This window comes from Streptomyces sp. NBC_01003, assembly GCF_045162695.1.
In the GTDB taxonomy this organism is placed as follows: Bacteria; Actinomycetota; Actinomycetes; order Streptomycetales; family Streptomycetaceae; genus Streptomyces.
The window spans coordinates 1,555,253-1,567,237 of sequence record NZ_CP108707.1 but is presented as its reverse complement, the minus strand read 5'-3'; the positions used below and the strand labels follow the sequence as shown (position 1 = coordinate 1,567,237).

The 11,985-nt window shown below is 72.4% G+C and carries 10 protein-coding genes; 4 read left to right on the top strand and 6 right to left on the bottom strand.

Features of this window, described 5'->3' with window-relative positions:
* Nucleotides 1-34: 34 nt before the first annotated feature.
* Nucleotides 35-1,186, bottom strand: a complete 1,152-nt coding sequence (locus OG698_RS07310; protein WP_406102151.1) for an ROK family transcriptional regulator — start codon at nt 1,184-1,186, stop codon at nt 35-37.
* A gap of 235 nt (nt 1,187-1,421) precedes the next feature.
* Between OG698_RS07310 and OG698_RS07305 the strand changes: the two genes are divergently transcribed.
* Together OG698_RS07305 and OG698_RS07300 are read left to right on the top strand one after the other, a co-directional pair.
* Complete coding sequence (locus tag OG698_RS07305; RefSeq protein WP_399974640.1) at nt 1,422-2,681, top strand: aspartate aminotransferase family protein; 1,260 nt, start codon at nt 1,422-1,424, stop codon at nt 2,679-2,681.
* 20 nt (nt 2,682-2,701) lie between these two features.
* Nucleotides 2,702-4,177 (top strand): NAD-dependent succinate-semialdehyde dehydrogenase, encoded by a 1,476-nt coding sequence (locus OG698_RS07300; RefSeq protein ID WP_406102150.1) that lies wholly within the window; start codon nt 2,702-2,704, stop codon nt 4,175-4,177.
* Nucleotides 4,178-4,192: 15 nt separating this feature from the next.
* Here the strand turns inward: OG698_RS07300 and OG698_RS07295 are convergent, their stop codons facing one another.
* Both OG698_RS07295 and OG698_RS07290 read right to left on the bottom strand, forming a co-directional pair.
* The gene (locus tag OG698_RS07295) at nt 4,193-5,446 is read right to left on the bottom strand and encodes a hypothetical protein (protein WP_406102149.1); all 1,254 of its coding nucleotides are present in this window, start codon (nt 5,444-5,446) and stop codon (nt 4,193-4,195) included.
* Nucleotides 5,443-6,633, bottom strand: a complete 1,191-nt coding sequence (locus OG698_RS07290) for a hypothetical protein (protein ID WP_406102148.1) — start codon at nt 6,631-6,633, stop codon at nt 5,443-5,445. The genes OG698_RS07295 and OG698_RS07290 overlap by 4 nt, the downstream gene beginning before the upstream one ends.
* A 360-nt stretch (nt 6,634-6,993) precedes the next feature.
* Here OG698_RS07290 and OG698_RS07285 point away from each other — a divergent pair, with 360 nt between their 5' ends.
* On the top strand, nt 6,994-7,905 hold the full coding sequence (locus OG698_RS07285; RefSeq protein ID WP_406102147.1) for a YceI family protein: 912 nt from the start codon (nt 6,994-6,996) through the stop codon (nt 7,903-7,905).
* Between the two features lie 33 nt (nt 7,906-7,938).
* Here the strand turns inward: OG698_RS07285 and OG698_RS07280 are convergent, their stop codons facing one another.
* The 3 genes from OG698_RS07280 to OG698_RS07270 all read right to left on the bottom strand — a co-directional run bounded on the left by OG698_RS07280 (nt 7,939) and on the right by OG698_RS07270 (nt 10,769).
* Nucleotides 7,939-8,838, bottom strand: a complete 900-nt coding sequence (locus tag OG698_RS07280; protein WP_406102146.1) for a hypothetical protein — start codon at nt 8,836-8,838, stop codon at nt 7,939-7,941.
* On the bottom strand, nt 8,835-9,845 hold the full coding sequence (locus OG698_RS07275) for an SPFH domain-containing protein (protein ID WP_406102145.1): 1,011 nt from the start codon (nt 9,843-9,845) through the stop codon (nt 8,835-8,837). The genes OG698_RS07280 and OG698_RS07275 overlap by 4 nt, the downstream gene beginning before the upstream one ends.
* Nucleotides 9,846-9,965: 120 nt before the next feature.
* On the bottom strand, nt 9,966-10,769 hold the full coding sequence (locus OG698_RS07270; protein ID WP_406110896.1) for an SAM-dependent methyltransferase: 804 nt from the start codon (nt 10,767-10,769) through the stop codon (nt 9,966-9,968).
* A gap of 163 nt (nt 10,770-10,932) precedes the next feature.
* Here OG698_RS07270 and OG698_RS07265 point away from each other — a divergent pair, with 163 nt between their 5' ends.
* Nucleotides 10,933-11,853 (top strand): GNAT family N-acetyltransferase, encoded by a 921-nt coding sequence (locus OG698_RS07265; protein WP_406110894.1) that lies wholly within the window; start codon nt 10,933-10,935, stop codon nt 11,851-11,853.
* Nucleotides 11,854-11,985: the final 132 nt, after the last annotated feature.

Here is an 11,985-nt window from a genome sequence, read left to right as displayed (position 1 = left end):
CGCCTCCGGAGGGTGAGGGGGGATGGTGGCGAGGTCAGAGGGCGGGAGCGGGGCGCAACGGGCCCGTTCCGTAAGGGAGATGGGAGTCGAGAGCGTCCAGCGCGCGGCGTATCGCACCGAGTGCCACGCCCTCACGGCCGAGCGCGCTGACCGCGATGCGCGGCACGTGCAGCGTCAGGGGCCGCAGATGCTCCGTGAGCAGGGGTCCGAGCGGCTCACCGACCGGGGCGAGCGCGCCGGAGAGGACCAGGAGCTCGGGGTCCAGAGCGAGGACGAGTGCGGCGATCCCCGGAGCGACCCCGGCGAGATAGCCGTCCAGCACGGCCCGCGCCCCGGCGTCCCCGGTCCGCACGGCCCGCGCGAGGGCGTCCGTCTCGGACTCGCCCGGGAGCCGCTCGCCGTCCCATGCCAGCCACTTCTCCGCGGCGTCCAGGCCGAGTTGGGGCAGGATGCCCAGCTCGCCCGCGCCGCCCCGGCGGCCTCGGTGCAGCTTGCCGTTGATCATCAGGCCGCAGGAGATGCGCCGCCCGACGAGCACGCACGCCACGTCGTCCGCCAGCGTCGCCGCGCCCTGCCAGTGCTCGGCCAGCACCGCCAGATTCACGTCGTTCTCGACGAGGATCCGGCCCGGGAAGTCGTCGGCGAGTCGGCGCGCGAGATCCAGGTCGGTCCACTCCGGGACGATCACCGACCGGATCCGGCCGGTGTCGTCGACCATGCCCGGCACGCCGATGCCGATGGCCCAGACGGCCTCGGCCCGCAGACCCTGCTCGACGAGGAAGCGCCGCAGCCGCCCGCGCAGCAGCTCGATGCGCTCCGTGCCGCTCAACTTCTCGGCAAGGTCCTCCCGTTCACACGCGACGACCTCGCCGTCCAGCCGGGCGAGCACCAGCACGATCTTGCGCAGCCCGATGTCGACACCGACGACGTGCCCGGCCTCGGACCGGAATCGCAGCCGACGGGCCGGACGACCGGGGGCGCGCCCGGCGGGCGGAGCATCGGTCTCGGCGATCCAGCCCTGCGAGACGAGCTCGTCGACCAGCGCCTCGACCGTCGGCCGCGACAGGCCGGTCGCACCCGTCAGCTGGCTGACGGTCTGCGGACTCTCCCTGCGCAGCGCCCGCAGGACAACGCCCGTATTGAGCCCGCGCAACGCCGCAAGGTCATGCCCCCGTGCCCCAGCCATGCCGAACCGCTCCCTCACATCGGGTTGCGCAGGACTGTTGCATAACCCGACTCCCTTGGGAACCCTGCCGGTTGAGCCGGTTACGCAGAACTCTTGCGAATTGGGTGAGCGGGCCTGCGACGGGTGACGGAGCCGAGGGTCGTTGAGGCCACCCGGGTGACCCGTGGCCCCCAGGGGGCGGATCGTCACAGGTGGCCCATTGACGTCCTTTCGGCTCAGCGTCGAGGGTGGAGGCATGACGCGACTGTCCGAGCATCTGCGCCAGGCCACCCCCGTCGTCGCCGAACGCGGGGAAGGCGTCCATCTCTACGGCACCGACGGCCGCCGCTATCTGGACTTCACCGCCGGGATCGGCGTCACCAGCACCGGCCACTGCCATCCGCGCGTGGTCGCCGCCGCCCAGGAGCAGGTGGCCACCCTCATCCACGGCCAGTACACGACCGTTCTGCACCGGCCCCTTCAGCGCCTCGTCGAGAAGCTGGGATCCGTGCTGCCCGAAGGCCTCGACAGCCTCTTCTTCGCCAACTCCGGCAGCGAGTCCGTCGAAGCGGCCATGCGGCTCGCCCGGCAGGCCACCGGCCGGCCCAACATCGTCGTCGCGCACGGCGGCTTCCACGGCCGCACCGTCGCCGCCGCCTCCCTCACCACGTCCGGCACGAAGATCCGTACCGGCTTCGGACCGCTGATGGCGGGCGTCGCCATCACGCCCTTCCCGAACGCCTACCACTACGGCTGGGACGAGGAGACCGCGACGCGGTTCGCGCTGCGCGAGTTCGACCACCTCCTCCAGACCGTCTCCGACCCGGACGACACCGCGGCGATCCTCGTCGAACCCGTCCTCGGCGAAGGCGGCTACGTTCCCGCCAACTCCGCCTTCCTGCAAGGGCTCAGGGAGCGCGCCGACCGCCACGGCATCCTGCTCATCCTCGACGAGGTACAGACCGGCGTCGGCCGCACCGGACGCTTCTGGGGCCACGACCACTTCGGTGTACGCCCCGACATCGTCATCACCGCCAAGGGCCTCGCGAGCGGCTTCCCGCTCTCCGGGATCGCCGCCCCCGAGGCGCTGATGCACAAGGCGCGGCCCGGCTCGCAGGGCGGCACCTACGGCGGCAACGCCGTCGCCTGCGCCGCCGCGGTCGCCACCCTCGAGGTCGTCGAGGAGGAAGGCCTCGTCGCCAACGCGGCCGCCATGGGCGCCCGCCTGCGCTCCGGCCTGGAGGACATCGCCGCGAAGACCGAGGCGATCGGCGACGTACGGGGCCTCGGCCTGATGCTCGCCAGCGAGTTCACCACCCCCGACGGCGAACCCGACGCGGCCACGGCCGTACGCGCCCAACAGGCCGCCGCCGACGAGGGGCTGCTGCTCCTGCTCTGCGGCCCCTGGGGCAACGTCGTGCGGATGATCCCCGCGCTCATCGTCGACGGGGGGCAGATCGACGACGGCCTGCGGGCCTGGGCCGCGGCCGTGGAGACCGCGACGGCAACCCGCTGACCAGCGACGGAGGAACACGCATGACCACGACCCACCCCACGCCCCAAGTCGTCGAGGACGTCCCCAAGCAGCTCCTCGTCGGCGGCCGTCTCCAGGACGCGGCCGGGGGCCGCACCTTCTCCGTCGACAACCCTGCCACCGGCCAGAGCCTGTGCGAGGTCGCCGATGCCGGGCCCGACGACGGACGGCGCGCCGCCGAGGCCGCCGCGGCCGCACAGGAGTCATGGGCCGCCACCGCGCCCCGCGCCCGCAGCGAGATCCTGCGCCGCGCCTACGAGATCATCATCGCCCGCACCGACGAACTCGCCCTCCTCATGACCCTGGAGATGGGCAAGCCCCTCGCGGAGGCGCGCGGCGAGGTCACGTACGCAGCCGAGTTCTTCCGCTGGTTCTCCGAGGAGGCCGTACGGATCGAGGGCGGGTTCGCGCCCTCGCCCGACGGCCGCAGCCGCCACCTGATCATGCGCAGGCCCGTCGGCCCCTGTCTGCTCGTCACCCCCTGGAACTTTCCGCTCGCCATGGGCACCCGCAAGATCGGCCCGGCCGTCGCCGCGGGCTGCACCATGGTCCTCAAGCCCGCGCCGCAGACACCCCTGTGCACCCTGGCCCTGGCCGGGATCCTCACCGAGGCGGGCCTGCCCGACGGCGTCCTGAACGTCGTCACCACCACGGACGCCGGCGCCCTCGTCGAACCGCTGCTGCGCGGCGGACTCATCCGCAAGCTGTCCTTCACGGGGTCGACCCAGGTCGGCCGGATCCTCCTGGCCCAGTGCGCCGACACCGTCGTCCGCACCTCGATGGAGCTCGGCGGGAACGCGCCGCTCATCGTCTTCGACGACGCGGACCTCGACACGGCCGTCGAGGGCGCCATGGTGGCGAAGATGCGCAACATGGGAGAGGCGTGCACGGCCGCGAACCGCATCTTCGTGCACAGCTCCGTCGCCGACGAGTTCGCCTCCCGGCTGGCCGCGCGCATGAGCGCCCTCACCGTCGGCCCCGGCACCGAACCCGGGACGAACGTCGGGCCGCTCATCGACGCGGCGGGGCGGGACAAGGTCGACCGGCTCGTGCGCGACGCGGTGGACCGTGGCGCGAAGGTCCTCACCGGAGGCGAACTCCCGGACGGCGAAGGCTACTTCTACCCGCCGACCGTCCTCGTGAGGGTGCCGCGCGACGCCGGTCTCACCGGGACCGAGATCTTCGGACCTGTCGCCGCCCTGTTCACGTTCGACGACGAGGACGAGGTGGTGCGCGCCGCCAACGACACCGAATGGGGCCTCGTCAGCTACCTCTTCACCTGCGACCTCGACCGGGCGCTGCGCGTCGGGGAACGCCTGGAGACCGGCATGGTCGGCCTCAACACCGGCCTCGTCTCCAACCCGGCCGCACCCTTCGGCGGCGTCAAGCAGTCCGGCATCGGACGTGAGGGGGGCCGGGTCGGCATCGACGAGTTCCTGGAGTACAAGTACCTGGCGATCCCGGCGCCGGGGCAGTGACGGACCGGCGGCTCCTCAGAGGCGTTCCAGCGCGCGGAACGCCGTCAGCTCCGCCAGCAACCCTCTTGCTGCGGGCGTGAGTTCACGGAGGGGCAGCGGTCGTCCGGAGTTGAGGACCCGCAGTACGGCGGACAGGTCGGCGGCCGACAGCTCCGTGGCCGCCACATGGCCGCATGCGGAGAACAGGCGCCGGCCGGCTGCCTCGGTCCACAACACGCGCTCCGTGGCGCGCACGATGTCATCGTCGCCGAACCTGCCGCGCGGCGCCGGCGGCGGCACGGGCCGGAAACCCCCGGCTGTCCAGTGCCGCAGGGACTGCCGGGCGACGCGCTCCTCCAGCGGCCCGCGCGCGCCCGCCGCACGGAAGTGCGCGAGCGCGCGCTCCAGGGGTGCGGGCAACTCCGCCCCGGCCTCGGCATCGGGCACGAGCAGACCCTCCTCGCCGGGCGGAGCGGCGCCGGAGGGATCCGGGTCCGGCGTGAGGAGCGTCTCAGGAGTCACGTCATGCAGCAGGTCGTAGAGCTCGGACGCCGCCTGCCGCCCCTCCCGTACGACGCTCACCCGCACGCCGGTCGACGCCCAGCCGGCGTAGGGGTCGGCGAGGGGGGAGAGGTGCGACGGCCAGTACAGCAGGTCGCCCGGATCGGCCTCGACGGTGAACGACGCGCCCCGGTCCGCCGCACCGAACCGCATCCGCTGCCGCCCGCCCAGCACGAACAGGAACGTCGCGACACGCTGCCCGGGAAGCGCCTCGGCGAGCGGCTGTTCGTACGTGCCGTGGACCAGCGTCGTGAAGGCGCTCGGCACGGGCTGCCCCACCCGCGCCCACAGCCCGGCGAAGAACGCGCGCTCGCGCGCCCACAGCGGATGGTGGAACGCGTGAAACGCCTGAAGGGACAGGGAGTACGGCTCGCCGGAGAGCTGCCGGACGAGCCGCTGGTGGTAGCCCGCGAACGAGCCGTCCCTCGGCTGCGGCAGGAAGTCACCGGGGTCGGTCTGGGGCTCGCCGCCGACCGCGAACCCCGCGTAGGGCGGCACGCCGAACGGCCCGCCGCGGTGCGCCGCGGCGACGGCGGTCTCGAACACCTCGTGGGCGTCGAAGGGGGCGGGGGCGACGGACTTGATCAGCACGGGTAGCCGGTCCCAGTACCGCTCGCCGAAGACCTGCCAGTCGAGCCGGGTGAGTCGGTCGAGCGGACACTGCTGCCCCTGCTCGACACGGGCGGCAGCGCAGCTTGCGGGCCGGGCGGCGCGGGGATCCTCCCTCATTCCGCCCCGTCTCCGTCCACCAGTTCGATGGCGCGAATGTGATGCAGGTCGGACAGGAGCGGGATCAGTGACTCCGCAGGCATCCGCGACCCGCGCCCCAACTCCCTTATGGTGAAAGTTCTTTCGGACCACAACCGGTTCCTGACGCGTTCGGCTCCGGCCCCCTCGACCGCCAGGGTGTGCCCGTTCGCGGCCCACACGGCGCGTCCGGGTCCGTCCGGTGTTCGGAGGAGCTCGGCCGAGGCCCGTACGCGCAGGCCGGGATCCAGGGCTACGGCGGGCCGTGGCGGAGGCGCCGGTTCGAGCCCCGCCGCCGATCTGCGGGCCGCCCACGCCACGCGCAACTCCCTGGCCGGTCCCGGGCCGGCGGCGAGCCCGGCGAACAGCCGCGCGGCGGCGGCGACCGGTTCCGCCGCGCCGATCTCGCCGTCGGGGTCCGTCGGGGGAGGGAACGGCAGGACGCCGGGGGCGCCCGCGTAGACGGGGTCCTCCTGCATCCGGTCCGCGAGGAGTCCCCGTACGTGGGTGAGGGCGGCGGCACGGCGCGCGGGGACGACGATCCGTAACGTGGTGCAGCGGTCGAGGTAGTGATCGAGGTGACGGCAGCCGGCGGGCCAGTACACCAAGTCCCCTGTTCCAGCCGCGAGTTGGTACTCGGTGCCGGTGTGTTCGGGCCAGAGCCTGACCGTCATCGTCCCGGCGAGTACCCAAGTGAGCGTGAACGAGCCGGGGCGCGGTGCGGGTGCGTCGGGGCCGGTGCAGTGCTCTCCGAGGGCGAGTTCGACCGTCACCGGCAGAGTGGGCCAGCCCACCGCCCGCCACAGCCCGGAGACGAGTTCGCGTACACGTGCCCAGAGGTCGAAGTCGCGCCACAGTGGCTGGTGCACACTCAACAGCCAGCCGGATCCGGCGAGTTGACGAGCGAGTCGGTCCCGGTATGCGTCCGGGCCGGGGTCGTCCCGGCCGGGCAGCAGTGCGCCCGCGTCACGTAATCGGCCCTGTGCCGCGGTGGCGAAGCGGACGCCGGCCGCGTCCTCGGCGGGCGGTGCGCAGGAGGCGGCGACGGCCCCGTGCACCTGCTCCGGCCCGAGGCCCGTGGCGAACGGGACCGCGGCGGGCTCCCTGCCCCAGTGCGCTTCGGCGAACCGTTTCCACCTGGCGGAGAGGTCGGGCTCTGTCGCATTCATGGCGTCGAGAATCTGTCAGAGCGCGATCGAGCGAGTCAACGGTTGACCCGGAATCGGCAGACATATGGCGCGGAAGTGGCGCTGAGTCCCAGGGGTCCAACCCGGCCCGCCCTGGCCCGCCCGGCACCGCAACGGGAGCCCCGACGGGAGGAGCGCGCGCATGGTCGAGCAGTGGGTGAAAGGTGAGGGGACTGTGGAATCTGACACGCCCCGGCGGCGGAATGTCGGTTTCCCATGTATTCACCACGCAGTTGCCGCCGGTAACCCTTAGCGCCCTTGATCAGCGGAGATCGCAGACATGGGATCGTATGTGCGAGCCCGCTGCGGAGGTTCTGCGGCCGAGTCTGAAAGGTGATCTGCATGCCCCTCGCGCTGTTCAGGAGGAGCCGGTCCGGACGGGACCCGCGCGGGGCGGGACTGGTGCACCCCGTGCCGCAAGGCGCCGGCGCCTTCCACTGCGAGGTGGCCGACCCCATGGGGCAGCCGATGTCGGGGGCGGACGTCACCGTGACGCGGGTCGCCAACGGCCGCGTCGTGGCGAAGGTGACCAGCGACCCGTACGGCCTCGTCTTCCTCACGCTGCCGCCCGGCCGGTACGGCGTCTTGATCGCGGCCGACGGCCTCCAGCCCCACCAGCAGACCCTCGACGTCGTCGCCGGTGAAACGCTCCCGCTGACCTCGGTGCAGCTGCACATGGGGCGCCCGCCGGAGCTGCCGCAGCCCGGCACCTGGCTCTTCGACCCGCCGCACACCGCGATCCGGTTCATCGCCAAGCACGTCGGCATGGCCCACGTCCACGGCCGGTTCACCCGCTTCGACGGCGGCATCCAGGTCGCGAACGACATGGCTGACTCGCGGGTCGAGGTGCAGATCGACGCGGCGAGCATCACGACGGGCAACAAGACCCGGGACAATCACCTGCGTTCGGCCGACTTCCTCGATGTCGAGCGCTACCCGTACATCCACTTCTCCTCCGACCGCTTCCTGTACCGCGGCGGCACCAAGTGGACGATCCAGGGCGCCCTCACCATGCACGGCGTCAGCCGCACGGTGGAGCTGGACACCGGCTATCTCGGCATGGTCAACGGCGGTTACGCGGAGGAGCTGCGCTGCGCGGCCCTCGCCACGGCCGAACTCCACCGGGAGGACTACACGCTGGACTGGCGGAGCATGCTGGCCCGCGGTATCGCGGTGGTCGGACCCACCGTGAAGCTGGAGCTCGACATCCAGGCGATGCACCACAGCCACGACACACCCACGCCGCCGGAGTGACCACGCCGCCGGAGTGACCGCGGCGCCGGGGGTTCACGTCATCAGCCGCAGCTGCTCCTTCGCCCGTCCCACGCACACCGTCTGACCCCAGGTCAGTTCCAGCGCGTCGCTCTCCACGCCGTCGCCGAAGGCCACCAGGCGGTCGGACTCGACCGTGACGCGCAGCCGGTCGCCGGGGCCGAGGGAGCCCTCCACCTGGGACGTGCCGGTGGCGGGTGAAGGCCAGGCCTCCCGCACGAACCAGAGCAGCCGGGGCTCCGCCGGGCCCGGCAGCGGGAGCGTGCTCGCGTGCTGCTGCCACAGCGAACGCAGCCAGCCGGTGGCGCCGGTCCCGGTGCCGACCAGGACACCCGAGGACGCCTGGGCCTCGGGTGCGTGCGTGTCGTCGTCGGGGCCGATCCGGTAGCGCGCCGTCTGGTGCGACGGCGGGCCGAGGTAGATCTCGTTGAGCGCGAGCAGCCGCTGTGTGTCGTCGGCGACCGCCTCCACCATGGTGAGTTCGTCGGCGGCGGCTCGGCCCGAGACGGCTGCCGGAAGCAGCTTCGCCGCGTCGGCCGCGCGGTGCCGCACCAGCACCCCCGGATTGCGTCCCGGTTCCGCGTCGATGCCGACGACCGGCTGCCCCGAAAGGTACTTGGCCGCGTTCGCGACCAGACCGTCCTGCCCCACGACGATCACCACGTCCTCCGGGCCGAACAGGAACCGGTCCAGATCCGCGCGCTCGAGACGCGTCCTGCGCCACGACAGCGGTACGGCCGCCGCGACCTCCGCGAGGGCGCGCGCCGTACGGTGATGGCGCTCGGCCACCTCCTCGACGGAGCGCCCGCGCGAGGAGAGGAAGAAGGCGGCCTGGCCGTGTGTGCCGTGCCGGGCCAGCAACTCCTCGTACTCCGTGGTCCGGTGGACGAGTACCGCGCGCGGTGCGAGCGTCACGACCGCTCACCGCGGTCGTGGCCGAGCCGGGCGAGCAGACCTGTGAGCACGTCGGGGGAGAGGGTCAGGTTCTCGATCCGCGGCACGTTCTGCGCCAGCTGGGTGGCGGCGAGGGCGTGCAGGGTCGCGGCGTCCACCTGGGAGTGGACCCGCAGCCACGCCTCCTGCGCGTGCGCCCGCGCCTCGCCGACCGCACGTGCCGCCTCCGCCTCGCCGCCCGCCAGGCGCACCGCCCGCGCCGCCTCCGCCTCGGCGCGTACCGCGTCCGCCGCCGCGTTCTCCTCAGCCTCGCGGCGTGCGTTCGTGCCGCGCTGCTCCACCAACTGCTCTTCCTGCCGGGCCAGTTCGATGCGGCTGCCGAGCTCGTTCTCGGCGATGGCGCGCTCCCGCTCGACCGCCACCGCGCGCCGCTCGTACGTCGCCCGGTCGGCCTCCTGCTGGATCCGCTCCCTGGCCGGCGTGCGCAGCGCCCGCTCCACCTCGGGCTCGGGGCGCAGGGCCACGACGCGCACGGTGACGACCTCCACGCCGGTCGCGGGCAGCCGGGGCTCCGCGGCGAGACCCGCCGCGACCCGTTCGCGCACCGCCGTGACACCGTCCGCGAGGGCCTCCGCGAGCGGGGTGCGCGCCAGAACATCCAGCGCGTGCTGCTGCGCCGTCTCCGTGAGCAGGGCGGACAGCTGCTCCAGGGGCGTGCCGCGCCAGGCGCCGGTGTCCGGGTCGAGCGAGAAGTCGAGCCGGGCGGCGGCGAGCGCGGGGTCGCTGATGCGGTACGTCACCGAGGCCTGCACGGCGACGTCCTGGAAGTCGGCGGTCCGGGCATGGAATGTGACCGCCAACTCCCGGTCGTCCACGGGAACTTCGGACAGTGCCGCGCTCAGCGCCCGGAACCAGAAGCTCAGGCCCGTGCCGTCGTGGGCGAGCGCTCCGCGCTTGTGGTGACGGATGTGGGCGGTCGGTGCGGAGCGCAAGTGGTGCAGTCCGAAGCGTCGCTTGATGTCGGCCATGGCAGGAACCCCCTAGTCGTTTTCGTCATGGCGACGATATGGCGCACCTTGAATATAGTCAAGGTGACCATAAAGATTCGGGAGGTGTGTATGAGGGTTTTCGGGGGGTGTGTCCGAGGGTTACGGCTTGCGTGCCACCCCTGCGTACAGCGGCACCGGCGATTCGTTCCTGATCTCGTCGACGCCGAGCTCCGGGTGCCAGTCCGGCAGCCACACGATCCCCGGGTCCAGCAGGTCGAGCCCGTCGAAGAAGCGGCCCATCTCCTCGCGTGAGCGCGGCACGAGCGTCACCCCGCCCGCCGCGTACATCGCCACGGCCTCCCTCGTCCGCTCCGGATCGAAGTCGCCGGCGAGCTGGGACAGGACCAGATGACTCCCCGGCGGCAGCGCGTCCACCAGGGTGCGTACGAGGTCGTGGGCGCCGTCCGAGTCCGGGATGAAATGAAGCAGTGCGATGAGCGACAGCGTCACCGGGCGGTCGAACTCCAGGATGTTCGCCGCGAGTTCAAGGATCTTCTCCGGTTCCCGCACGTCCGCCGAGAGGTACTCGGTGCGGCCCTGCGGAGTGCCGCGCAGGAGTGCCCCCGCGTGGGCGAGCACGATCGGGTCGTTGTCCACGTACACGACACGGGCGTCGGGCGCGGCGCCCTGAGCGATGCGGTGGAGGTTGGGCTCCGTGGGGATGCCGCTGCCGATGTCCAGGAACTGGCGCGCGCCGGCCGCCCCGGCGAGATGCCGTGTGGCGCGCTGCATGAACCAACGGTTGTGCTGGGCGGCGTACTTGGACTGCGGTTCGAGGGCCACGATCTGCCGGCCGAGCTCCTCGTCGACCGGGTAGTTGTCCTTGCCGCCCAGGAACCAGTCGTAGACGCGCGCGGGATGCGGCTTGCCGGTGTCGATCCGGGCGACGGACGGCGGCGTGATCTCCCCTATGCGGCAACTCCCTTGTGAAGAGGCTCAGTTCGGTCAGGTCCGATCATCGTGCCTCAGTGGTCGCGGCGGAGGGAGGTGATCGGGAAGGATGGGCACGGCATGGATCAAGGCGGCGGCCCTGGGCGGCGCGCCGCGCAGGAACGGAGAGGCGACGATGACGCGACCGGACCCCCACACCTCCGGCAACCACCGGACCGCCGGCACCCCCGAGGTGCCCGAGCGGCTTGACATCACCCGGGCCACGCTCGACGACTGGTCCGTCATCAGCGGCTGGGCGGCGGCAGAGGGCTGGAACCCGGGCCTCGCCGACGCCCGCAGCTTCTTCGCCCAGGACCCCGACGGCTTCTTCATCGGCCGGGTCGACGGCGAGCCTGTCTCCGCGATCTCGGTGGTCAACTACGGCGACGACTACGCGTTCCTCGGCTTCTACCTCGTACGGCCCGACCTGCGAGGCCGCGGCTACGGCATCGCCACCTGGAAGGCGGCCCTCACGCACGCGGGCGGCAGGACCGTAGGCCTCGACGGTGTCCCCGCCCAGCAGGACAACTACCGCAAGTCCGGCTTCGAGTCGGCCCACACGACCGTCCGCTACGCGGGCGTCCCGCAGGCCCCGCGCGCGGCCGAAGGCGATCCAGCGCCCGGCACCGTCATCCCCGTCGCCGAGGCGGGCGGCCTCAAGTCCGTCGCCCTGTACGACAGCGCCTGCTACCCCGCGGACCGGCCCCGCTTCCTCGCCTCCTGGCTCGCCGGTGACGGGCATCGTGCGCTCGCCCGCGTCGTCGACGGCCGCGTCACCGGCTACGGCGTCATCCGCCCGGCCCTCGACACGTTCCGCGTCGGCCCGCTGTTCGCCGACACCCCGCAGGACGCCCGCGCGCTGTTCGACGCCCTCATCGCGGCGGTCGGCCGGGCCCCGGTCGCCGTGGACGTCCCCGAGTCGAACCCGGCCGCGGTGGCACTCGCCGAGTCGTACGGCCTGACCCCCGGGTTCGCCACGGCCCGCATGTACACCGGCCCCGTCCGGCCGTTCGCCCAGGAAAGGATCTTCGGCATCACCACCCTCGAACTGGGCTAAAGGCTCACCAGGGCACATTGGCAGCAGTGATATCTCGAAAAGGTAACTGGGCTAGACCATCTTTAAGGTTCCGGTCACCTCCGGTACGTCGTCAGGCCATCGCGATCCGTAACGCTCGGGGCGACCAACCAC